Source organism: Pseudofrankia coriaricola (assembly GCF_001854805.1).
Taxonomy (GTDB): domain Bacteria; phylum Actinomycetota; class Actinomycetes; order Frankiales; family Frankiaceae; genus Pseudofrankia.
In genome coordinates, this window is sequence record NZ_MBLO01000012.1 from 15,355 (window position 1) to 37,646 (window position 22,292).

23 protein-coding genes and 1 pseudogene are annotated in these 22,292 nt (G+C 71.3%); 11 read left to right on the plus strand and 13 right to left on the minus strand.

Annotated features, from left to right (window positions below):
* Positions 1-16 precede the first annotated feature (16 nt).
* Positions 17-688 (minus strand): hypothetical protein, encoded by a 672-nt coding sequence (locus BCD48_RS02905; RefSeq protein WP_071046664.1) that lies wholly within the window; start codon positions 686-688, stop codon positions 17-19.
* Positions 685-1,323 (minus strand): hypothetical protein, encoded by a 639-nt coding sequence (locus BCD48_RS02910; RefSeq protein WP_241841470.1) that lies wholly within the window; start codon positions 1,321-1,323, stop codon positions 685-687. Before BCD48_RS02910 ends, BCD48_RS02905 begins: the two co-directional genes overlap by 4 nt.
* A 230-nt stretch (positions 1,324-1,553) precedes the next feature.
* Here BCD48_RS02910 and BCD48_RS02915 point away from each other — a divergent pair, with 230 nt between their 5' ends.
* Positions 1,554-1,937 (plus strand): response regulator, encoded by a 384-nt coding sequence (locus BCD48_RS02915; RefSeq protein ID WP_071046665.1) that lies wholly within the window; start codon positions 1,554-1,556, stop codon positions 1,935-1,937.
* Here BCD48_RS02915 and BCD48_RS02920 read toward each other — a convergent pair.
* Together BCD48_RS02920 and BCD48_RS02925 are read right to left on the minus strand one after the other, a co-directional pair.
* Positions 1,829-2,620, minus strand: a complete 792-nt coding sequence (locus BCD48_RS02920) for a response regulator transcription factor (protein ID WP_071046666.1) — start codon at positions 2,618-2,620, stop codon at positions 1,829-1,831. The genes BCD48_RS02915 and BCD48_RS02920 overlap by 109 nt on opposite strands.
* Positions 2,617-4,491 (minus strand): sensor histidine kinase, encoded by a 1,875-nt coding sequence (locus tag BCD48_RS02925; RefSeq protein ID WP_241841471.1) that lies wholly within the window; start codon positions 4,489-4,491, stop codon positions 2,617-2,619. The genes BCD48_RS02920 and BCD48_RS02925 overlap by 4 nt, the downstream gene beginning before the upstream one ends.
* 619 nt (positions 4,492-5,110) lie before the next feature.
* Between BCD48_RS02925 and BCD48_RS02930 the strand changes: the two genes are divergently transcribed.
* On the plus strand, positions 5,111-5,875 hold the full coding sequence (locus BCD48_RS02930) for an IclR family transcriptional regulator (RefSeq protein WP_071046667.1): 765 nt from the start codon (positions 5,111-5,113) through the stop codon (positions 5,873-5,875).
* Positions 5,876-6,281: 406 nt separating this feature from the next.
* Here the strand turns inward: BCD48_RS02930 and BCD48_RS02935 are convergent, their stop codons facing one another.
* Together BCD48_RS02935 and BCD48_RS02940 are read right to left on the minus strand one after the other, a co-directional pair.
* Positions 6,282-7,268, minus strand: a complete 987-nt coding sequence (locus BCD48_RS02935; protein ID WP_083418088.1) for a M56 family metallopeptidase — start codon at positions 7,266-7,268, stop codon at positions 6,282-6,284.
* Position 7,269: 1 nt separating this feature from the next.
* Positions 7,270-7,641, minus strand: a complete 372-nt coding sequence (locus tag BCD48_RS02940; RefSeq protein WP_071046668.1) for a BlaI/MecI/CopY family transcriptional regulator — start codon at positions 7,639-7,641, stop codon at positions 7,270-7,272.
* A gap of 861 nt (positions 7,642-8,502) precedes the next feature.
* Here BCD48_RS02940 and BCD48_RS02945 point away from each other — a divergent pair.
* The 6 genes from BCD48_RS02945 (at position 8,503) to BCD48_RS02970 (ending at position 13,144) form a co-directional block, all read left to right on the plus strand.
* Positions 8,503-8,781, plus strand: a complete 279-nt coding sequence (locus BCD48_RS02945) for a hypothetical protein (protein ID WP_131803741.1) — start codon at positions 8,503-8,505, stop codon at positions 8,779-8,781.
* Between the two features lie 13 nt (positions 8,782-8,794).
* Positions 8,795-9,313, plus strand: coding sequence for a DUF6153 family protein (locus BCD48_RS02950; protein WP_131803743.1), 519 nt, complete (start codon positions 8,795-8,797; stop codon positions 9,311-9,313).
* 175 nt (positions 9,314-9,488) lie between these two features.
* On the plus strand, positions 9,489-10,118 hold the full coding sequence (locus BCD48_RS02955) for a DUF305 domain-containing protein (protein ID WP_071046671.1): 630 nt from the start codon (positions 9,489-9,491) through the stop codon (positions 10,116-10,118).
* 666 nt (positions 10,119-10,784) lie between these two features.
* The gene (locus BCD48_RS02960) at positions 10,785-11,927 is read left to right on the plus strand and encodes an urease accessory protein UreH domain-containing protein (RefSeq protein WP_071046672.1); all 1,143 of its coding nucleotides are present in this window, start codon (positions 10,785-10,787) and stop codon (positions 11,925-11,927) included.
* A 54-nt stretch (positions 11,928-11,981) separates the two neighbouring features.
* Positions 11,982-12,203: a heavy-metal-associated domain-containing protein gene (locus BCD48_RS02965; protein ID WP_083418090.1), complete on the plus strand. Its 222-nt coding sequence runs from the start codon at positions 11,982-11,984 to the stop codon at positions 12,201-12,203.
* A 260-nt stretch (positions 12,204-12,463) separates the two neighbouring features.
* Positions 12,464-13,144 (plus strand): hypothetical protein, encoded by a 681-nt coding sequence (locus tag BCD48_RS02970; protein WP_071046704.1) that lies wholly within the window; start codon positions 12,464-12,466, stop codon positions 13,142-13,144.
* 35 nt (positions 13,145-13,179) lie between these two features.
* Here BCD48_RS02970 and BCD48_RS02975 read toward each other — a convergent pair.
* The 3 genes and pseudogenes from BCD48_RS02975 to BCD48_RS02985 all read right to left on the minus strand — a co-directional run.
* Positions 13,180-13,401, minus strand: a pseudogene (locus BCD48_RS02975) (HipA domain-containing protein); the annotation flags it as partial.
* A gap of 145 nt (positions 13,402-13,546) precedes the next feature.
* Entirely contained in the window at positions 13,547-14,113 is a 567-nt protein-coding gene (locus tag BCD48_RS02980) for a DUF421 domain-containing protein (protein WP_241841472.1), read from the minus strand.
* Positions 14,114-14,290: 177 nt separating this feature from the next.
* A complete protein-coding gene (locus tag BCD48_RS02985) occupies positions 14,291-14,521 on the minus strand; it encodes an SDR family oxidoreductase (protein WP_071046674.1) in 231 nt (76 codons plus the stop codon).
* Positions 14,522-15,069: 548 nt separating this feature from the next.
* Here BCD48_RS02985 and BCD48_RS02990 point away from each other — a divergent pair.
* Positions 15,070-16,587 (plus strand): carboxylesterase/lipase family protein, encoded by a 1,518-nt coding sequence (locus tag BCD48_RS02990; protein ID WP_071046675.1) that lies wholly within the window; start codon positions 15,070-15,072, stop codon positions 16,585-16,587.
* Here BCD48_RS02990 and BCD48_RS02995 read toward each other — a convergent pair.
* The 3 genes from BCD48_RS02995 to BCD48_RS03005 all read right to left on the minus strand — a co-directional run bounded on the left by BCD48_RS02995 (position 16,538) and on the right by BCD48_RS03005 (position 18,414).
* Positions 16,538-17,182 carry a hypothetical protein gene (locus BCD48_RS02995; RefSeq protein WP_071046676.1) on the minus strand — a complete coding sequence of 215 codons (645 nt, stop codon included), beginning with the start codon at positions 17,180-17,182 and terminating at the stop codon, positions 16,538-16,540. The genes BCD48_RS02990 and BCD48_RS02995 overlap by 50 nt on opposite strands.
* Positions 17,183-17,347: 165 nt before the next feature.
* On the minus strand, positions 17,348-17,776 hold the full coding sequence (locus BCD48_RS03000; RefSeq protein ID WP_071046677.1) for a hypothetical protein: 429 nt from the start codon (positions 17,774-17,776) through the stop codon (positions 17,348-17,350).
* A 47-nt stretch (positions 17,777-17,823) separates the two neighbouring features.
* On the minus strand, positions 17,824-18,414 hold the full coding sequence (locus BCD48_RS03005; protein ID WP_071046706.1) for a P-loop nucleotide/nucleoside kinase family protein: 591 nt from the start codon (positions 18,412-18,414) through the stop codon (positions 17,824-17,826).
* 403 nt (positions 18,415-18,817) lie between these two features.
* Between BCD48_RS03005 and BCD48_RS03010 the strand changes: the two genes are divergently transcribed.
* Positions 18,818-19,702, plus strand: a complete 885-nt coding sequence (locus BCD48_RS03010; RefSeq protein ID WP_071046678.1) for a hypothetical protein — start codon at positions 18,818-18,820, stop codon at positions 19,700-19,702.
* A gap of 690 nt (positions 19,703-20,392) precedes the next feature.
* Here BCD48_RS03010 and BCD48_RS03015 read toward each other — a convergent pair.
* A complete protein-coding gene (locus BCD48_RS03015; protein ID WP_071046679.1) occupies positions 20,393-21,274 on the minus strand; it encodes a helix-turn-helix domain-containing protein in 882 nt (293 codons plus the stop codon).
* A gap of 186 nt (positions 21,275-21,460) precedes the next feature.
* Between BCD48_RS03015 and BCD48_RS03020 the strand changes: the two genes are divergently transcribed.
* Positions 21,461-22,237, plus strand: a complete 777-nt coding sequence (locus BCD48_RS03020; RefSeq protein ID WP_071046680.1) for an SDR family oxidoreductase — start codon at positions 21,461-21,463, stop codon at positions 22,235-22,237.
* Positions 22,238-22,292 lie beyond the last annotated feature (55 nt).

A 22,292-nucleotide genomic window follows, 5' to 3' on the forward strand; every position in this document is an offset into this window, starting at 1 on the left:
CAGCGCAGTCCTGGGTTCAGGTGGCATGCCGTCGGCGACTCGCGACGACGGTGACCGGCCAGGCGGTGCCGGGCCGCCAGGTCCACTCGTGGCCGTCGACGCGGCAGCGGAACGCGTAGCCAGTATCGAGGTGCCGGACGTCGATGCGGAACGCACCGCAGCGCGGACACTGCACGACGCGGGCGGAGTCGCGCAGCGCCGCGAGATCGCGGGGAGCCGGGCGGACCGGTTCGGTCGGGCGGGCGTCCGCGGCGGGCGCCGGGGACGCCCTGTTCCACCACTGGCCCGCCTGCGGGGTGCCGCCCGCCGCCCGCCCGACCGGTAGCACGAGCTGCGCGCTTTCCAGCCCGGCGCCGTCGGAGGCCGGCCCGGACCATCGGCTGTCCGGTCCCGGCGGCCGTTCACGGGCCGGTCCCGGCGGCCGCCCGCCGGCCGGCTCCGGTGGTCGCCCGCCGGCCGGCTCCGGCGGCCCTTCGCGGACGGGTAGCGGCCGCGCCAGCAGAGCCGCGACCAGCCAACCCACGGCGACGGCCACGAGGATCACGGCGATCGTCTTCCCGGGCGGCCGATCCTGGAACAGCAGGGCCCAGCCGAGCAGGGCCGCGGCCAGCGCCGTGACCGCGAGCAGCAGGTTTGGAACCCGACCCGCTCTCCCCGTCGCCGTGCGCTCCTCGGCTCTCGCTGTCACGATGCCTCCACACGGAACAGCACATCGGCGGCCGGATTAGTGACCGCCTGGCATTGCTGACCGTCCTTTTCCGCGTCGGCCTTCGAATCGACGAACTGCCAACCGGTCGGCAGGTCCAGACAGACCTCGGCGTTCAGCGGCAGCTCGGAAGGCGTGAACCGCCCGGTCTCGTCGAGAACCCCGCTCTTCGGCGTGCCCTCGGCATAACGGATGGTGACCTTGCCCCCGCTCGGGACCTGGTCGCCGCCGCCCGTCCTCTGCGCGATCACCTGAACCCGCTCGACATCCAGCTCGGTCGCCTTGTCGGCGGACAACGACTCCCGCCCGCACGCCGACGGCGGCTTCGACCCGGCCAGGCGCACCGGGCCGGCCGCCGAGACCACGCACACCTCGTGGTCGCCGGGAGCGACGTCCGCGGACCACGTGCCCTTCGCGTCGGTCGAGCCCGCGGCCAGCACCGTCGCACCGTCGCGGACCTGGACGGTCAGGCCGGTCAGGAGCCGGGCATCCGCCGCCGACACGGTGACAGTGACCTTCACCGCCGGGCCGGGATCCGACTCCCGCGGCGCCACGACAAGGCTCGATAGCGCGACGGCACCGAACGCGATCGCCGCCGCGTACCCGGGTGCCAGCACCGGGTGCCGCCACAGCGGCCTACGGCGCTCTGTCAGACGCATGTGAACGCGGCGCCGACACTCGCCGAGCCGGCGCACCCGCACGCGAGCACGCTCAGTACAGCCTTCATGGGAAGGAGTCTCGGGCCCGTCGGGGCGGGACACATCAGTGCCAACACCGGCTTGCGGGACGGGTTTTCCCAGTGCTGGCACCGAGGTTTGGGCCGAACGCCGGTGCTAGCGTCCGGAAGATGGACCGGGTGGCGGTCGGCCGCGTCTTCATCGTCGATGACAGCGCACCGTTCCGTGCTGTCGCCCGCGAGCTCCTGGAAGGCGGCGGCTACCAGGTGGTCGGCGACGCCGCTACCGGGGCCGGGGCACTGGCCGCCGTGCCCGCGGCCGGCCCCGACATTGTTCTGCTCGACATCGCGCTGCCCGACATGGACGGGTTCAGCGTCTGCCGGGCGCTACGCCGCTCGGCCCCCGCCGTCACGGTCGTGTTCTGCTCGGTCCGCGACGCCGAGCACTACGGTGACGCGATCGAGCAGTCGTCCGCCGCGGGGTTCCTCCCCAAGTCGGCGCTGTCGGCGGCCGCGCTGGCGCTGATCATGGCACGGCGCGCCGAGCGCAGGTAGGCGAGTACCGCGAGGACGCGGCGATTGTGCTCGGCCTCGTCGGCCAGCGCGAGCCGCTGGAAGACGCTGCGGACATGCGTCTCAACAGTGCGCGTCGTGAGGTGCAGCTCGTCGGCGATCCCGTTGTTGGACCGGCCCTGTGCCATCAGGGCGAGGACCTGCCGCTCCCGTGAGCTGAGCTCGGCCAGCTCGTCGCGCCGCCCCGTGCCGCCGCCGAGCCGGCCGCCGGCGAGCATCCGGACGACCTCGGGGTCGAACGCGCAGCCATCGGCGGCCACCCGGCGCACGGCGTCCAGGAAGTCGGGCCCGGTGACCCGATCCTTGAGGAGGTAGCCCACACCGCTCGCGGTCTGCCCGACCAGCTCGTCGAGGTGCGCGACCTCCAGATGCTGGGACAGGAGAAGCACGCCCGTCCCGGGATGGCGCCGCCGCAGCAGCACGGCCGCGCGCAGACCTTCCAGGCGGTGGGTGGGCGGCATCCGGATGTCGACGACCGCGAGGTCCGGACGGTGCCGCTCGACGGCGTCGAGCAGCTCGTCCGCGTTCCCAGCCTGCGCGACGATCGCGCACCCGTCACGTTCCAACAGCTCGGCGAGCGCCGACCGGAAGAGCGACGCGTCGTCGGCGAGGACGACACGCGTCACCGTCGCGGCCGGGTCGGGCGCGGTGGTGACGGTGGTCACGGCCCCTCCAGGGGTAGCTCGGCGTGGACGGAGGTCCCGGCACCGGGAAAACTGCGCACGACCAGCTTGCCGTCGAGCGCGGCGACCCGGTCGCGCAGCCCGAGCAGGCCCGTCCCCGCGCCCATGTCGGCGCCGCCGACGCCGTCATCGGCGACAGTGACGAGCAGCCGGTTCCCGGACGCCCGGACGTGGACCTGGACCTGGTTGGCGCAGGCGTGCTTCGCCGCGTTCGTCACGGCCTCGGCCGCGACGAAGTAAGCCGTCGCGGCCACCCCGTCCGCCAACGGCGGCAACGCGGGTCCGTCGACGACCTGCACCGGGTACGCCGAGCGGGCGGCGAGCGCCCGCAGCGCGGGCAACAGCCCGGCCTCCGTGAGCACCGCAGGGTGGATGCCGCGGGCGAGTTCGCGCAGCTCCGCCACCGCCCCCGCCAGCCCGTCAGCGGCCCGCCGCAGGAGCGCGTCTATCTCGGGGTCGGGCTGCGCAGGACCGAGCCGGTCGCGTGCCAGCCGCAGGACCAGCGCGGCCGTGACGAGCTGTTGCTGAGCACCGTCGTGCAGATCGCGTTCGATCCGCCGGCGCTGCTCGTCGGCCGCCGCGACGATGCGGACCCGGGACGCCCGGGCCTCGGCAAGCTGAGCCCGCACCTCCGCGGCGAGTCGCTGGTTGTCCAGCTCCAGTGCCGCGACCGCCGTCACCGCGTGCAGAACATGCGGGTCGGCGCGCAGCGCCGGGTCGTGCAGGAGCACGGCGACGACGCGCGGGCCGCGCCGGACCGGAGTGATCGCGTCGTCCGGGCGGGGCGTGACGAGCTGCCCGGCGGCGTCCATGTACCCGGTGGTGGAACCGGCCTCGTCCGGGCGAGGGTAGGCGATGCGCAGCGCGGGGTCGCCGAGCGCGCGGGCCAACAGGTCAGGCAGGTCGGCCGGCGATATCCGCGGCAGCTGGAGCAGGAGATCCGCGACGGCCGTGCGGCCGAGCCGGACGCGCAGCGCGCCGGCCAGGAACGCCACGGGGAGCCCGAGCGTGGCGAGGTGAGCGACCTCGTTGACCAGCAGCGCGCTCGAGTCGGGCAGCGCCGGGTGGAGCAGCGACGCGACGCTCCCGACGAGCCCGACGCCGTACACCGGCGCGAGCACCCGGCGGGCCGGCGGGGTGGCAACGAACCAGCGCCGGACCAGCAGGCCGCCGACGATCATGGCGAACACCACCTGCACGCCGTCGATCAGCATGTCCTGCAGGTCGGCCAGGTCGGCGACAAGCAGCAGGTTGGGCGTCATTGACTCGTAGAACGGCACGCCCAGCGGCACGACGACAAGCACGAACACATACACGGCGCCGGTCACCACTCGCTCGGTGCGCGCCCGCAGCCGCCCGTCCGGGAAGGCCAGCAGGACGTGCACCAGACACGCCGAGGCCACGCACCGGACGAGCATCCCGACGGTATGCGGCACCGGATCGATCGAGACCCACAGGTCCTCGGCGAACCAGGCGATGCCGACCGTCACCATCCGCAGCCCGAGCCGACCCGGCCGGCGTAGGTGCGTGACGGAGCCGGTCAGCAGGTAGAGCCCGCCGACGATGCCGGAGAACAGGGTGCTGGTCGTGTCCGGGGTCCGGCCAGAGTCGGCCAGCCAGAGGACCACCGCGCCAAAGGCCACGCCCGCCACGGCGAGCGCCGGGACGCCGTAGCGGCTGCGCGGTCCGCTCCCCAGCCTGGCTGTGAACGCCGCGGGATCGCCCGCTGTGAACGCCGCGGGATCGCCCGCTGTGAACGCCGCGGGATCGCTCGCTATGAACGCCGCGGGATCGCCCGGGGGCGCCGCCTCGGGGACGGCGTCGATCGCGATGGCGCCGAGCCCGCCTTTCACGGCCGCCGCCCCGGGACGAGTCGCCCACCCGCATGATCCCGCACGGCGCGCTCCTCCCTGGACCATTCCGAGCTGACTGCGGGATCGGCCACGTTACTGATCGGATATTCGCGAGGTAATGCCAACCGGCGAGGGAACGGCTCACTCGGAAGAACATGGACAGTCGAATTCTGTTGGGACCGGTTCGGGAACGGCCGTGGGTGCCTGAAACGTGTCCGAGGGTCCCGGGCAGGGTTTCTCTGGCCGGGTCCGTCGTATTCGGAGAGCGGAGGCGTTGGCGGGTCCGACGATCAGACCGCGGCCGCTGGTTCGATGAACGCGGCCAAGGGCCGCGGTCGTGGGCCGGTAGCCTTGGCGGGGTCGTAGTAGCCGCGGTCGCCGCGGACTCCCGCCGCCGCGCTCCGCCCCAAGATCGCGATGCTGCTCGCGCCACGCGAGGCGCAGCGAAAGGCCTGCTCTTCGCGGCCCGTCGTCGTGTTCTCGACCGTCGACAGGTGTCCGCCCCCGCCCCCCGTATCCGATGCTTGGACCACACTAGCCGCCGGGGATCGCGGGTTCCAGGCTGCCGAGTCACTGAGTGACCCGATATCGCCACCCTCGTTGGGTGGCGTGCGGGAGCATGGGCAGCATGGACGATCACACGGTCACGGGGCGGGTTGTTGCCGTCCTCGACGCGGTCGCGGCCCAGGCCGACGCCATGACCCTGGCGGAGCTGACCCGCGCCACCGGCATCCCCAAGCCGACGGTCCGGCGCATCGCGGCTGATCTCGTGGCCCGGCGCCTCCTGGAACGCCGCGATGACGGTTTTCGGCTTGGCAGCCATCTGTTGGATCTGGGTGCGCGTGCGGCCAGGCATCACGGTCTCCGCGATGTGGCCACGCCATACGTTCAGGAACTCTTTGCGCGCACCGGGGAAGTTGCCTGGATCGCCGCGGCAACCGAGAGATCCCTCACACTCGTGGACAGCGCGTTCGGCACGAACCGGGCACAGGCGGTGCGGCAGGGGGAAGGGACGCTGGAATTCTCCGGCCCGGCCCTTCTTATGACGGCTGCCGGCCGGGTTCTGCTGGCCGACCGCCCCGACCTTGTCGAGCAACTGCGCCCGCAGTCACTACCGAAGGCCACCGCCCGTACCACCACCTCGTGGCCACAGCTCATCGCCGCCCTCGCGGTCGCCCGCGACACCGGAACGGCCATAGAGCACGAACAGTCCAGGTTTGGATACAGCTGTATTGCCGCCGGGATTCGAGACCAAGAAGGCTCCCTCGTCGGCGTCCTCGGTATCACCGGACGCATCGGCAGTTGGGCGCCCGAGCGTATAGCCCGTCCGCTGGTCGCCGCGGCGGCCAGCATCGAATCTTCGCTGAAGGCCCTGACACCGTGAACCGGGGCGCACAGTCGCATCGCGGAAATCAACGGGATACCGAGTCCTCGGGAGACAGTCTCGCCACTGTTCCGTGCCAGAACTCGGGTTAAAGGGTTGGCCGGATGGTTCCGCTCCGGATCTCCGCCGTGATCGAGAGGGCTCCCAGCAGGGCGGCGGGATGGCACCCACATCGATGAAGACGCCGAGCTGGTCGGATCTGGTGGCGAGGTGTCTGGCGGCCGGGCCGTAGCCATGCAGCGCCAGGCGAGCGCGACCAGTCCGGCCAGCGTGGCCGGGAGGCTCGCCAGCATCGGCGTGCTGGTGAGCTTGGCGATCTCGGAGCGCAGCTGCCGCCTCATGACGCCCTACCGAGGTCACCGGCGATCAGGCGTTCGGCGCCATGCGCTCGTGCCGGGCCGCGAGATCAGAGCGTGGGGTGTGGTGCGGTGTCCGCGGCAGCGGCAGGAACGGCCGGGGGGCAGTGGGTGGCGTGGTCGACGAGGGCTGGCACCGTCGGCACGGCGACGGGCAGGAGTAGCAGCGCGGCGGCACCGGCGGCGGCGAGGTAGCGCGCGGCCCAGCTGAGGGGACGGCCGGGGGCGAGCAGACGGCGCACCCGTTCCGCGGCGCTGCCGCCGGCCATCCCGAGCACGGGCGCGGGCGGCTGGCCGGCGACCAGGTCGAGCAGGGCGCGGGCGACGGTATGCGGGGTGGAGCGGCGGGCGGCGCTGTCGTCGGCGGCCATCTCGACGAGTTGTCGTACCTCGTCGTCGGCGGTGGTGAACAGCGGCAGTCCGGGGAAGGCACGGGCGAGTACCGCGGTGACGGTGGTGATCAGGTAGTGGTGGCCGCGTAGGTGGGCGTACTCGTGGGCGATCACCGCGTCGAGCAGCGGCGGGTCGAGCAGCGAGAGGGCACTCTCGGAGACCACGACGAGCCGGCGGCGGGCGGGCAGGCAGTAGACCGCCGGCACCGGGTGCTCGACGACAAGGACGTCGCCACGGGTGGGGTGGCGATGCCCGAGTGCCCGCAGCACGGCGGCGTGCCGGCGCCGCAGTTGGCGCTGCGGCAGCGCGACGGTTGCCGTCGCGTACAGGATGCGCCCCGCGACGATGGTCATCACACCGAGCCCGGCCGCGTCCATGGCCAGCGACACGGCGGTGCTGGAGACATGATGCGGCGAGATGCCGCACGCCATGATCAGCGACATGATCGCGTGGCCGACGGTCAGTAGCGGCACAACCAGCAAGGCTCCGAGGAGGCACACCGCGGCGACCGTGGACAGGCAGGCGGCGACCCACAAGCCGATGCCCAACCTCGGCGCCCTGCGGGTCCAGCCGGCGCCGCGCAGTAGCCGCGGCGCGAGGAACAGCATCGCCAGGATGTAGCCGGTCAGCAGCGGGGCCGTCACGTCAGTCTGCGCCCTTCTCCTGAGCGCGCCAGCGCAGCGCGTCGCCCAGCGCCTCTACCTCGGCGGGGTCCATGGACCGGACGAAGTGCAGCAGGGCCATCCCACGGTTGTCGGTGCTGGACAGCACCTCGCTCAGCTGCCGCGCGGTGTACTCGCTGCGTGAAAGTGTGGTGGCGTAGACGTACCCGCGGCCGATCCGCTCCCGGGTGAGCCAGCCCTTCTGGAAGAGGCGGTCCATCACCGTCATGACGGTGGTGTACGCGAGCGGGCGGACCTGCTGCAGATCCTCGAGGATGTCGCGTACTGTGGCCGGCTCCACGCGAGCCCACATCCGGTCCATCACCTCGGCCTCGAGGTCGCCGAACAGCTCCATCCCACCTCCCCTCGCCCTGCCCTGTGCGCCGGGTCAGAGCGGGCCGGCTTGTGACAAGGCGATGGTGCCACGTCTCGCCTGTCGCCAGCCGGCGGGGATGAAGCGCCCAGTCCGGCTGCGTTCAGCGGGCAGCTGAGTGCCGCTAGTGGTCGACAGGGCCGCGAGACCCGGCATTTTGCCGCGGCCCCGCGCCTCACCGCCCGCGGCCAGCACACCCCCCTTCTCTACTATGCAGCGTAGTGGTTAGCGTGTACCCGCCAACGCCGCCGGACTGCACGCCGAATCCTGCCCCCCGGTCCGGCGATGCCCTCCAATGCAGCCGGGACAGGAGCGACAGGACGGAGACTTGCCGACTCCAGCTCCAACGACCAGTTGTCGCGGTGCGGCCCGGGTGCCGAGACCGTTCGACAGGCCCGCGCAGTCGATCGAGACCCACTCTCTACTACAATCGATAGTGGATTAGGGGCGTGTCGTCGTCAGCAGCACCGAACCGCGTCAGTCCGGTCTCCGTCATCACGGCCGGCAGGAGTAGGAGCAGGAGCCCGCCCGCGCAGCCCTGCCGGTGCGCGACGACTCGCCCCTCGCGAGGGGCGAGCGTCCGGTTTGGCGAGGTTCGGTGGCGGGTTCAGGAAAGGATGTGCGTTGCCCGTAGCTCACGGTGCTGATCGTCTTCCTTGGGACGAGACGCGGCGTCGGTGTGGGACTCCCGGTGGGCACCTACCGGGCGAGCCGGCCCGGCGCGCTCCTGGGTGGCGTCGCCGTCCTACCCGGCGGCAGTGTCAGGCCGCCGTGATCGCGGTCCCGACGGCGGGAGGCCTCGCTGCCTCGACCGCCGGGTTCGCCGCGGCCGCCGGTTCACCCGTGGGCGACGTCGGTGCGGCTGACGGCGGTGCCGTCACCCGCACCGATGACAAAGTCGCGCGGACCGGCGCACAGTTCCTGCCGACAGCCATGGTCACGGCCGTCTTCGACGGTATGGACGCGCCACGCCCCTCGCTGGCGCCTGCCGCCACGGTCACAATGATGAATCCTGCCGTCAACGGCGGCTCAGGGCTGGTACGAGCTTTGGGTCACGCGGCATGGAACGGAACGCATCTGGGCAAGGACGCATTGACGTGTCTGCCTGGCGCAGGGACCTGAGAGCATGAGGTCCGTGACCGGCCCGATTCATCGGGATGGCGGCGTTCCTCTTACCCGCGTGGATGTGCGCGGTCTGCTGCTGGTCATTGCGGTGTTGTTTGGCGTCCTGGCGATGCACGGCGGGCTTGGCACATATCTCGATTCAGGCCATGCGGCGATGACCGTGTCCACGGGTGGCACGGCTGCCTCGAGCATGGATCTCGGTGTTGATCGCCCCGGGCTGCCGATGAAGCCCCACGAACGGGGATCCACCCCGATCGGCATCGACCCGGGCAGCCGGCCCATCAGCCCCACCGAACTACTCGGCGCGTCGATGTCTTCCTGGGGACACGACAGCCATGTCGGTGAGGTATGTCTGGCCGTGCTGCGCTCCGCGGCGCTGTTGGCCGGGTTGCTGCTGATCCTCCTGCTTGGCCGTGCGCGGCGTGACGTCTCGCGGCCGGGACTGCTCGCCGTCGGCCAGCCTCCGCCCGGACACCAGCCGCGCGCGCGGGGGCCGTCGTTGTCCTTCCTCTGCGTGCTTCGACTGTAGATCGACGCCCTCGCCCCACGCCGCGCGCTCCGGTGACAAACGGCGCACATCGCGGCCGCCTCCCGCCTACGAGGCTGGCCGCCGCTGTGCCGCGCTCCGGAGCCGAGGTGTGAGCGGTGCCGCGTCCCTGTCCGTTCCGGACATCACACACGACCTCACGCGAGGAGCCCGAGCAATGAAACGACTCGCCCTGTTGGTGGGCGCCCTGCTCGCCGCTGTCGTGCTCGCCGCCTGCGGCAACGACTCCGGCAGCACCGGAACCAGCGCAAGCACGAACACCGCCACGGCCACCAGCGCCACCGGCAGCGACGACCACAACTCAGCGGACGTCGCCTTCACCCAGAGCATGATCATGCATCATGGGCAGGCCGTGGAGATGGCCGATCTCGCCCCCACTCGCGCCTCATCTGCCGAGGTCAAGACGCTGGCCAGGCAGATCCGCGACGCTCAGGCACCGGAGATCACCATGATGACCGGCTGGCTGACCGCATGGGGTCAGCCGACCATCAGCTCCGGCAGCGGGATGGACATGGGCGCGGGCCACGACATGACGGTGATGCCATCGCACTCGATGGCCGGAATGATGAGCGAACAGGACATGTCGAAGCTGCGTGCCGCGTCCGGCCGCGACTTCGACCGCATGTTCCTCACGATGATGATCGAACATCACCGCGGCGCGATCGAGATGGCCACGACCGAGCAGCGCGACGGGTTCTACGGTCCGGCCAAGGAACTCGCCGGCTCGATCGTCACCAGCCAGACCGCCGAGATCACGACCATGGAGAAACTGCTCGAGAATATCTGACAACCGTACAGACTGGGTGGCGGTCCCGGCCAGGCCGGCGACCGCCACCCAGCCGACGCCGGCCGCTGAGAACCGCCCGAACCGAGACGTACCTACGGCTACCGCCGGGTACACGCCGACCTGGCCGCCCGGTGCGGGCGATGAGGCGGGCGACGAGGCGGGCGACGTTTTCGGCGATCTCGCGGGCGAGTTCGCAGCTCACTTCTCTTTCCGCTCGCGGCCACGACCAGCCCGGACATTGGCCGTCGCCGAGCGTCCTTGATCTATTCGTGGTGCGCCCCGCTGGTTGGGTGTCTGGCGGTTGGTCGTGGCGTTGTGTCGTTCACCGCGGACCCCGTTCTCTACTACACCGGGTAGTGGTTTACCGTGTGCTGCGACCACTGGCGCCGGGCCGCTTGCCGATTCCTGCCCTGGTCCCGGCGCTCTCTCCATGGCAGGCAGCTGGGGCAGGAAGGGGGGTCCGGGCTTGGTCGGGGCGCCACCTCTGGCGGCGTGTTCGGTGGAGCCGGCTACGGCGGCCGGCGTGCGCGCCGCGGCCGGAGAGGGAGTCCTGAGGCGTCATGACGTCGCCCGCTGGGGTCATTCGGAGGTGGTGCGTGCCCGGTGCTCGGCGGGCAGACCCTCGCGCATCCTTGTCCACTCTCGGTCCGCTCTCGCGGAGGCTTGGTGAATCTCGCATCTGTTCTGGTGACTGGCCTGTTCGCGGGTGGTGTGTCCTGCGCGGCGGTGCAGGGCGGTCTGCTGACCGGTCTGATCAGCCGGCAGCGGGCCGCGGCGGTGGGGTCGGCCGAGCTTCCTGGTCACGAGCCGGGCGGTGGTCGCCATTCGGTTCGCCATACCCACCGCCGGGACCCCGGGGCGCGGACCCGCCCGGGGAGCGGGTCGGCGCGGGTACTGGAAGCGGGCTGGCGTGCTCGGCTTGGTGATGACCTTGCCCCGGTCGGGGGGTTTCTGGCGGGCAAGTTTGTCTCGCACGTGCTGCTGGGGGCGTTGCTGGGCGCTGTGGGTAGCGCGGTGGAGCTCTCGCTTGACGCGCGTATCTTGATGCAGCTCGGTGCCGGCCTACTGATCATTGTGTTTGGACTCTCCCAGCTCGGTGTGCCGGGTTTCCGCGGCATCGTCGTCGAGCCGCCGGCGTCGTGGCTGCGGATCGTGCGCAGACGCGCGCGCTCCCAGGCCGCCCTGGCACCGACGCTGCTCGGCCTGGCGACCGTGCTCATCCCGTGTGGAGTGACGCTGTCGGTGGAGGCGCTCGCGCTCGCGTCCGGGTCCGCGCTGGCGGGTGCGGCCACGATGGGGGTGTTCGTGCTCGGCACCGGCCCGCTGTTCGCCGTTCTCGGCTACGCCGCCCGCAAGGCCGCGACCGCGTGGCGCAGCCGGCTGGCCGTGGTCACCGGGCTGGTCGTGCTGGCGATGGGGCTCTACACCCTCAACGGTGGCCTGCAGCTCGCCGGTTCGCCTCTGGCCGCCGACCGGCTCGCCGAGGCCGCCGGGATCATCTCCCCGGAGCCGGTCGACACGTCCGCCGCCTCGACCGTGGACGGACAGCAGACCGTGGAGATCACGGCCGACGCCGACTCCTACAGCCCAGGCAACGTCCAGGCACAGGCCGGTGTCCCCACGACGCTGGTCGTGCACTCGGACAACGTGCAGGGCTGCATCCGGTCGTTCGTCATCCCGGACCGCGACATCGAGGAAATCCTGCCGGTCGAGGGCGACACGGCGATCGATCTGGGAGTGCTGGAACCCGGCCAGCTGCGCTACACGTGCGCCATGGGGATGTACACCGGCGTCGTCACCGTCGTCTGACCACACCGTCCTTGGTCAACCAGGAGAGTCAACCAGGAGAAAGGAGCACCGAAAGTGTCCGCCACCACCCACACGTTCCGGGTCGAGGGGATGCACTGCGGAAGCTGCGCCCTGCTCATCGACGACGCCCTGGAGGACCTGCCGGGCGTACGCAGCACCCAGACCACCTTGAAGCAGGGCCGCACCACGGTCGACCTGGACCTGAGCCAGAACAGCCCCCAGGACGTGGTCAAGGTCATCGAAGAACTCGGCTACCAGGCCTCGCCACTGCCGTGACGGGCCGGGCAGGGATGCGCGACTCACAACGCCCACCGCCAGGAGGCTGGCATGACGACCATGCTGTTCTACATGAGCGGGTGAGCCGAGCAGTGGACGGTCCACCGACCACACCGATCGTCATCCGCCGGCCGGCACGCCACGAGCGAGTCGAGGGGCCCCAGCCGGCCGCGACGGCGTACGTCGACTCGTCCCCGCTGCAGGCCGAGGCCGCGGGAGCCGGACATACGGCGGGTCGGGGAAGATCCGAGGCTCGGATCATGACTGACGTCGGGGCGTGCACGATCGTGGCGGCGTTCGCCTCGCTCGGCGCCGCCGCTACGCATTTCGCGGTCGCGCCAAGCCACTTCACCAGCTGGCCGCTGTCAGGTGTGTTCTTCCTCGCGACCGCGGCCTTCCAGACGGGCTGGGCCCTCGCCGTGCTGCGGGGCGCCAGCCCACGGACGATGAAAGCGGGCCTGCTGGTCAACGCGGGGGCAATCCTGTTATGGGCCCTCAGCCGGACCGCCGGGTTCCCCGTCGGCCCCCACGCCAACGTGCCCGAACAGGTCGACAGAGTCGACCTCACCACGGTGGCATTCGAGGTGGCGGTCTGCCTCCTTGCTCTGTGGAGCTTCCGGGCGCGGCACGCGCGCGGGTTCCGCTCCTCGTTCAGTGCGGCCGTGATGATCGGCGTCGTCGGCGCCGGGGTCACCGGCTTCGCCATGCCCGCGGTCGAACTCGCCGGATCACACGGTCACAGCCACGGTCCCGAGGTGACAGATGAATCCGTTCCGCATTCCCATGGTTCCGACGAGGAGGACCCGGCGGTGCCACACGGCAGCGTGGGTGGGACCACCAACTCGCCTCCACCGGCGGGCAATACGCCCGAACAGGGGCAATCACCCCAGCCCGCTCCTAGCCACAGCCATGCCCCGGGCACCGCGCCTCACGACGACTGAGTTCCCGGTGCTTCGGCCCGAGCTCCTCGCGCCGGTCAACGACGCCCCCGAAAGGCGGCTTGGCCTCGTACAACACGCCGCGTGGACCTGCGCAGGCCCGGGTCGCCGTCGTAGGGGAGGCCGGTCGCGAGGTCGTAGAGCGGGGCGACCTTGATCTCGTTCGGAAGCAGCAGGAGGGACACGTTTTTCGAGTGGCCGTCAGGCGCGCCGGTGACGTAGTTGATGGCGGCGAAGTCGCCGAGTGCGGCCAAGCCGGCGGCGGCGTGGGTGTGAGTTCTGCTCGATGATCCGGACGCTCTTACCTCGGTAGGTCGTCCCGCTCAGCGGCATACGCACACCCAGGGGAGTACTGGGCCTAGAGCTGGTCCAGCCCGCTGCGCCGCGGTGTCGCGACGGCGTCGGTCACCGCAGGGCCGACTCGATCGCGTCCAGGCGGGCGTCCAGGTGGCGGCGCACGGCGTCCAGGTCCGCGCGGGAGGCGTTCTGGTCGCCGGCCTTCAGCTCGACGACGATCGCGCCACCGGGAGACAGCGTCGCTGTGGCGACCTCGGTGATGTCGTCGGCACCCTGGTTGCGGATCGCCCGTTCCAGGTCGCCGCGACGGATACCCTCGTGGCGCAGCGTCGCCTCGTCGAAATGGCCGTCGTGCGCCAGCACCGTCGGCGTGCCCTCGAACAGCCGCTCGACCGTGGCGTTGCGGCGCAGCCAGCGGACGACGACCGCGTTCACGGCGAACAGCGTGACCGCTCCCAGCACCCCGCCCCAGAGGCTGTTGTCGGCCCCGATGATCGCGTTCTGGACGACGTTGGAGACGAGCATCATCACCACGAGGTCGTGACTGTTGAGCTGGGCGAGATCCCGCTTACCGAACACCCGGATCAGCAGGCTCAACGCCGCATAGACGGCAACGGTCCTGATCACCTTCTCGGCGACGGGCACACCCATCGTGAACAGGTCCGACACGATCACGTTCACCTCCGCTGGCGGGACAAGGTCGGCGCGGCCGACCAGTCCCCCAGTCTGGTGCGTCCCAGGGGCTGTGGCCCCAGGGGACATATCGCCGCTCCGCCGGTGTCGTTGCCGAGGAGGTCGACATCGTGCAGGCCAAGGGCGCTCGATGAACTCGGTGACGGCCCCGGAACGCCGCTACAGGCCGGGCGGGCGGCTCTGGTCGCACGGGAGGTGCTGGCCGCCGTCGACGTGGATGGCCTCGCCGGTGACGTACCGAGCGTCGTCGCTGGCCAGGAAGACCGCGACCGGCGCGATGTCCTCCTCCGGGTCGCCGACCCGGCCAAGCGGGTTGTTCGCCGCCGCGGCCGCGGCGCATGAGCGATTTCGGCCGCCCGCCAGGAGAAATACCTGATCGGGCAGCCTCAAGGGGGCCTACAAGATCAACACGGAAGATAACCGGCGGGCACCTTCAGGAGATCTACACAATCTTCGAGGGCACGAGCGAAATCCAGCGTAAAGCGCGGCCCCTCGGTGTTCGGCCCGGCGGCTACCTGAGGCCGGCAGTTGGAATAGGCCCGCTAACGCCACTGACCGCGATGGAGGTGCCGGACATCTTCGTGGACGACGTGCGGGCATTCTTCCGGCCGCTGCGGTAGCTCCTGACTCCGCGGGCGTGGTGCCCTGACGCTCGTCTCTGGTCAGCCCGAGGCGCTGGCGGCCGGCGTCGTGCCAGCGCGAGGTCGGCACCGGCGCGTCGGAGTCCGGCGAGCACCTGCCGGACGGCCGGGCGCACGGCGCGCCCGCGCGAGCGCCATCTCGGCCTCTCCCGCGGCACGTGGGCCCGGGGCGCGGACGGCGTCACCAAGATCCGCGATCGCCCGAAAATCGTTGGCGGGCGGTCCCGATGCTGCACGATGATGCCGCCGTCCGTGGCCACGCGATGAGGCGCGCCCACTATCGGCTCAGGGAGATCCATGACCGCCATCGCCGCACCCCAGGTCCGCGTGGCGGGTGGCGCGCTCCACGGCACGATGGAGTCGGGTGTGGCGGTCTTCCGCGGCATCCCGTACGCCGAGCCGCCGATCGGCGAGCTTCGCCTCGTCGCGCCCCGGCCGGCTCGCAGGTGGGACGGCGTGCGGCCGGCCGTCGAGTTCGGTCCGCCGCCGCCACAGTCCAACGCGCTCGGCGGGGACGCGTGGTCGCCGACCGACGCGGGCGACGGCTGGTTGACGGTCAACGTCTGGTCGCCCGCGCTCGACCCGGCGGCGAAGCTGCCGGTGATGGTGTGGATCTACGGCGGCGGCTACGTGATCGGCGCGTCCAGCGGGCCCGAGTACGACGGCGGCCACCTGGCCCGCGACGGCGTCGTCCTCGTGACGTTGAACTATCGCCTCGGGGCCGAAGGCTTCGCCCACATCGAGGGGGCACCTGCCAACCGGGGCCTGCTCGACCAGGTCGCCGCCCTGGAATGGGTACGTGACAACATCGCCGCGTTCGGCGGTGACCCGGACAGGGTCACGGTCTTCGGCGAGTCGGCCGGCGGCGGCCTGGTCGGCGCTCTCCTCGCCATGCCCCGGTCGCGCGGCCTGTTTCGCCGCGCCGTCGTGCAGAGCATGCCGGGAGCGTTCTTCTCGACCGAGCTCGCCTCCGACATCGCCGCCGCCTGCGCCGCCGAGCTCGGCCTACGTCCCCGCATCGAGGACCTGGCCACCACGGATCCGGCGCTGCTCGCCGTCGCCGCCGACACCGTCGCCGCCATGATCACCGAGCGGGCGGGGCGCTGGGGCCTGCCCGCGCGCCGGTCGATCCTCTTCGCGCCAGTCGTCGACGGCGACGTGCTGCCGATCACGCCGTGGCAGGCGGTGGCCGACGACGCCGGCCTCACCGTCGACCTGCTCGTCGGTCACACCCGCGACGAGCAGCGGCTGTTCAGCCTCATCGAGGGCCAACTCGGCCAGGTGACGTCGGCGGACGCCGCCACGGCCCTGGCGGCCTTCGCCCCGGGGCCGGACGGCGCCCGTCGTTACCGCGACGCCTTTCCGGCGGCGAGCCCCGACGAGCTGTACGAACGGGTCATCTCGGACTGGCTGTTCCGCATGCCCAGCCTGCAGCTCGCCGAGGCGCGGATCGCCGCTGGCGGCAGGGCGCACGTCTACGAGCTGACCTGGTCCGCTCCCGGCCTGGGCGGCGCGCTCGGCGCCTGCCACGGCCTCGACGTGCCGCTCGTGTTCGGGAACCTCACCAGCGGACGGCCCGCCATGCTGATCGGCGAGAACCCCACGGCCGAGGCGATCGCGCTCTCGGCGCAGATGCGCGCCGCGTGGACTGCCTTCGCCGCGGACGGCGACCCAGGCTGGCCCGCGTACGAGCCCGACCGCCGCCTTAGCCAGATCTTCGACACTCCGTCAACGGTGGCCGCCTATCCGGAGGAGAAGAGTCGGCTCATCTGGCAGGACTACTCTTTTCCGGTTCTGCCGCTTCTCGGCGAATGACCTCCGAACCCGCTGACCCCGGGTGCCGGCGGCGCCGGACCGCCAGAGCTGGCACGGCTGGCAGGCAGACGGCGAACGACGCGTCGGCGGCGATGCCGCGCGGCGCCGCCGACAGGCCCGACGCGAGACGGTCGGCGAGCTGGCCGAACGGGCAGGGCTCGACACCGCGGCCCTCCCATCGCGGCATCCCGTCGGGGCCGAGCCGCGGTTCGAGAACGACCGGCCGCCCGTCGACGGCCACCTCGGGCCAGGTGGTGTTGAGGTTGTCCATGACGTGGTCCTGGAGCGTCGAGGCGATCTCGACTGCTAGACCCCGCGGGTCGCCTGCGAGCCAGTCGAGGCCCTTCAGGTTCATGGGCTCAACGCCCTGCTCGACCGGCATCCCGACCTTCAGCGGCAGCTGGTGGGCGTAGGGATCGGCGGGGGCGACCCCGGTGGCGCGGATTTGGTCCTCGACGGTCGGAACGAGCCCCGCGAGGTCGCCGGGTTGAGCCGGGTCGAAGTCGATCAGTCGCACATCGAAGTCCGCCACGGGCGTGCCGGCGAAGTCGGCCAGGATCACGGGCAGCCATGCAGCCACTGAGGACTTCGCCATGCAGCGATCGTCGCCAGTCTTCCTCGACGGTTCAAGGCCGGCGAGTCGGCGAGAGCGAGGCGGCACCATCCCCACAGCCGGTAACGATCAACGGCCGTGATCTAGGGAATTCAGGAACACGCGACTCTGCCAGTCAAGGGTGCGACACCGTCGGGGGCGTCCGCCTCACCACTGGATCCCAAGGCCCTGCATGAGCGCGGCCAGCAGCGCGACCGCCGCTCCGGCGCCGACCCCGACCAGCAGGTAGCTGCGTAGCCAGGATGGCGGGCGTTCGCCGCGCAGTTCCACCGAGTAACCAGGTCTGCGAGGCAGGTAGAGGACCACGAGCTGATAGCCGATCGGCAACGCACGCCGGACGATGATCTCGTGTGTCCGGCCGCCGGCGTCGGCGTAGACGCAGACGGTCTCGGTCCGCCAGAGGTCAAGCGCGCGCACGCCGTTGCGCCGGACGAGCACCTCCCGGCGACTCCGCGCGACGGCGACCGTCCGAACGCCGTGGCGTAGGAAATGCCCGTAGGAGCCCACGTCCACGGCGCCAAGAAGGCCAAAGGCGAGGACAATCGCGCCGAACACAACCAGCGGTACCCAGATCACCGCGTCACACCTCACCGTCAGTGACGACCGCCGGTCTGACCACTGGATTACATGTCGGTCGAATACACGACTCTGCCAGTCCGGTCGGTGCCAGCTGGGATAACTGATGACACGGATCCGAGTCGCTCGGCAGTGAGCTGCTTCGTCACGGCTGCGGCGAGCTGGCCGACGCCGACCCGGGACATGGTGTCAACGCGGATCACCGGGCCGATTCCCAGCGGCTGAGGATCGGCGGCCCACGCAGCCCAGGAGTCGGTCAGGTGACGGGCATCGTCGTATACCGGATGTCGATGTCGTTCCGCGTGGCGCTGCCGTGCCACCGCGGCCGGGACGTCGCACCAGACCTCGACCACCGGAGGGTGCCCGCAGCGGGCCAGCCCTTCGACTGCGAACTCCAGGTCGCGGGGGCGGAACCACCACGAATCCAGCAGCGCGTGACCGTCCATCGCCGCGGCGACGGACCACAGCACGTCCATCGCGATCGCTCCGAGCCTGGCCGCCGGCACGGCATCGCTCACGAGTCCGCTCAACGCCTCCTTGACGACGTCCTTGCCGAGCGCAGGGATCGACAGCTCAGCCGCCAAGCCGGCGGCAAGCGTGCTCTTCCCGGACCCGGGAAGGCCATTGACAAGGATCACTCTCTTCGGCAGGTACACGGAGCCAGTTCGATCACTGGATCAGTGCCAGATCCAAATTTCAGGACCATTGACATATTCCTGGCGTAGACGGGACCATGGCGGCGAATCGGCCTTTCGCACCGACACGGACGGACCGCTGCCGGCACCCTACGGGCGTGCGGTGTGACAGCCCGGCGTCCCCCAGGGGTCACGGCGTCGGTTACCAGCCGACCCGCCGGGCAGTCGCGCCCACCATCCAGACCGGCAGCTCCAGATACTCGCTCCGCCAGCGTGCTCGCTGGGCGGGCGCCTCGGTTGGACGGGCGCACGGCGGACGGCGAAACGGAGTTGCCAGGTGGGGGACGGCGCGATGACTCCCGCAGGCGGCGGTAGAGGCGCGACACCCGCGCCCGGGCCACCGCCCGTGGCAGCGGAGACCCTCTTCCTGCACCACTGGCTGGCAACCCCGATGCGCCCACGCCCCAGGCTTGGGCCGTCCCGCCGCGCGCTTGTCGTCATCGGCGTGTCCGCCCTGCTCGTCGGTGGCTCCATCACCGGCCTCGCGGTGAGCAGGAACGAGCCGGGCGGCATGACGTCGGCGGCGGACACGCCCGCTTCCACCGCACACCGCACACCGCCCGTCCTGCTGAGGCCCGGCCCGAGCGACGGCGGCGAGGATCAGAGCGCTCTCGGTCCGGTGCCACTGCCGACCGCCGCCGCGAAGGGCAGCGGCCAGTCCGACGGGCCAGCCAGCCCGCCCCCGTCTCCCGGGGCCGCCGGCGGTGGTGGGGCGCTGGCTCAGACCGCGCCGCCCCGGGGGCCGGCCAATGCCGGTGCGGCCGCGGGACAAGCCGGCCAGCTCGGCGGCGCACCGGCCGCGACGCCGGCGCCTCCGCCGAACGCGGTACCGAACCAGACCGCGTCCGCCGCACCGCCGCCGCCCGCCACCGTGACCCTCGTCCGGTACAACAACGGCCCCGACCACGCGGCTCTGACCGGTCCCGCGCCGGCCGGCTACCAGAGTGAAGGCGTGCTCGGATCGGTCTACCAGTCCAGTGGTGTGCCGGGCACGCGCCCGCTCTACGCCTGCTGGGCCGGGAGCGACTCGTTCACCTCGGCGGCCTCGAACTGTGAGGGTCAGCAGGTGGCGGGGGTCCTCGGCTGGATCTACGGCTCGGCGCCGTCGACGCCGGCCACGAGGGCGATCATTCGGTGCAACACGGGGCGTGGCGACCACTTCGTGTCCCTGGACCGGGCCTGCGAGGGCCTGGTGGTCGAGGGCGTACAGGGCTACGTCATCGTCGGCTGATCAAACCGGCGCCAGTCGGGCTCCGATTCAGACCACCGCCTGACGGGCTCTGGCCGCTTTCGGTCGCCACGGCCCGCGCCTGGAGGGCGACCTGCTCCAGAGGTCCTGGCATCGACGCCGTCGTGGGTCTGTGGGGCGAGGGCTGAAAGGCCCTCACCGTGGATCGCGTGTCCGCGCAGGTCAACTGATCGTTTTCAATCGTGTTCCTGTGACAGCGGCGATGGCGAGGCGGCGGGCGAGCGCGGGGTCGCTCGCGGCGACGGTTACGGATTCGGCGGCGAGCCGCCGCGACCACGCATGGGGGTCGGCGAAGGGGGAACCTCGCGCCCGTCGTGCTGGGCGCCGGGACGCCCCTGTTCACCCGCGGAACGTTCCGCACGCTGGTGCAGCGGAGCGTGACCCCGACGTCGACCGCGACGCACCTGACCTACGACGTCGCCTGAGCTGACTCCGCCACCAAAGCCAACTCCGTGGTGTTGCTTTTGTGCTGCTCACCACCAGCTGGCGGACGGGGTAAGGCTCCGCCGGGTGACGCCGACGCCCATGTCACGGGATCGGGCGCCCGCTTTCCCGTGCCACCCGAGCAGCCTGCGTGGGCCGCTGAGCGACTCGGACGCCCGCGAGGACGCGGCGGCGTGGATACGGATGCGTCGCGTGGTCGGCTGGTGCGGGAACGGGTCAGGTGTCCGGTCAGGCGCTGCTGTCGGGTGCCGGATGGTGCGGGGCCGGCTGGGCCTCGGGGGCGGTCCAGCTGCTGAGGAGCTGGAGGGATTGGTGGGTGGGTGAGCCTGGTTCGGCGTTGTAGACGCACAGGGTCTGGTCGCTGTCGCCGGGGGGCTGAAGGGATTCGTAGGCGAAGTAGAGGTCCCCGACCAGGGGATGGTGGTAGTGCTTGGTGCCGTGGGTACGGCGCAGGACATGGTGATCGTTCCACCAGGTAGTGAATTCCGGCGAGCGCAGGGTGAGATCGCCGACGAGGTCTGCGAGCTGCCGGTCCTGGGGGTACCGGCCGGCTTCGAGGCGGAGCATCGCGACGGTTTCTGCGGCGATGCGCTCCCATTCGCCGGTGCGTTCGCGGGCCTGGGGGTCCAGGAGGTAGTAGCGGGCGAGGTTGCGCTGCCGGGCTGGCAGGGCGTCGAAGTCGGTGAGGACGGCGCGGGCCAGACGGTTGGAGGCCAGGACGTCGGTGCGCCGACCGAGGACGAAGGCGGGCACGTGCTCCAGGGTCCGCAGCATGAGGTGCAGGCCCTCGCGGACGCGTTGCGGGCGGGCAGGGGCCCGTCGGGCGCTGGTGGGGCGGGCGAGGAGGTCGGCGAGATGTTCGCGTTCGGCCGCGTCGAGCTGGAGGGCCTCGCACAGCGCCTGGATGACCTCGGAGGAGGGGTTGGTGGCGCGACCCTGCTCGAGGCGGGTGTAGTACTCGGTGCTCACCCCGGCCAGGCGTGCGGCTTCCTCACGGCGCAGGCCCGGCACGCGCCGCCCACGAGGGTCGCCGGGTAGCCCGGCCTGGCCGAGGGTGATCCGGGCGCGCCGACTGCGCAAGAAGTCGGCGATCTCGCGGCTTCGGTCCACACACCCAGTGTGACCGGTCGTTGAGTGAGGCAGGTCCCTGTAGGTGGTCCCGGCGGTACCTGCCTTCGCAGGGCCTGCTATCGGGCTGCGGGAAGGCCGGTGCGGTGGTGCGCTGGAAGGGAGAGGGCAGCTCCTGGCCGCCGTCCCGAGTCTCCCGGTTTCGTTCGCTCCTGAAAGGTGCGCCGCATGTCCACCGAAAGCTCAGCCAGGCCTCTGAACGGCCGTACCGCCGTCATCACCGGCGCCTCCAGCGGCATCGGCGAAGCCTCCGCCGAGCACCTGGCCTCCCTGGGCGCCACCGTCGCGGTCCTGGCCCGCCGCGCCGAGCGCCTGGACGACCTGGTCGCCCGGATCAGCAAGAACGGCGGCACGGCCGTCGCGATCGCCGCCGACGTGACCGACACCGCCGCGGTCCACACGGCCGCCGCCCGGGTCGACGCCGAGCTCGGTGGCGCGGACCTGCTGCTCAACAACGCCGGTGTCATGCTCCCGGCCCCGATCGAGGAAGTGCGCACCGATCAGTGGCAGCACCAGATCGACCTCAACATCACCGGTCTGATGAACGTCATCGGCGCGTTCGTCCCCCAGCTGGTGAAGGCCGCCGACGAACGCGATGTGGCGGACCTGATCAACACCTCCTCCATCGCGGCGCAGAACATCTTCCCCAACTTCGCCGTCTACTCCGCCACCAAGGCCTACGTCACCCACCTGTCCCGGCACCTGCGGGTCGAACTCGGCCCGAAGAACGTCCGGGTCGCCGCGATCGAGCCCGGCATCGTCGGCACCGAGCTGCAGCGCCACGTGACGGATAACGGCGCCCTGGACTGGCTGGCAGGTTCCAAGGAGACCATGGAGTGGCTCACCCCCGAGGACATCGCCCAGACCATCGGCTTCATCGCGACACTCCCGCCCCGCGTCAACCTCCAGCAGGTCACCATCATGCCCACCGCCCAGACCAGCTGAACCGCACGGATTCGATCCAGCCGCTCACGCCCACAGCGCCGCCAGCCGAGGCGCG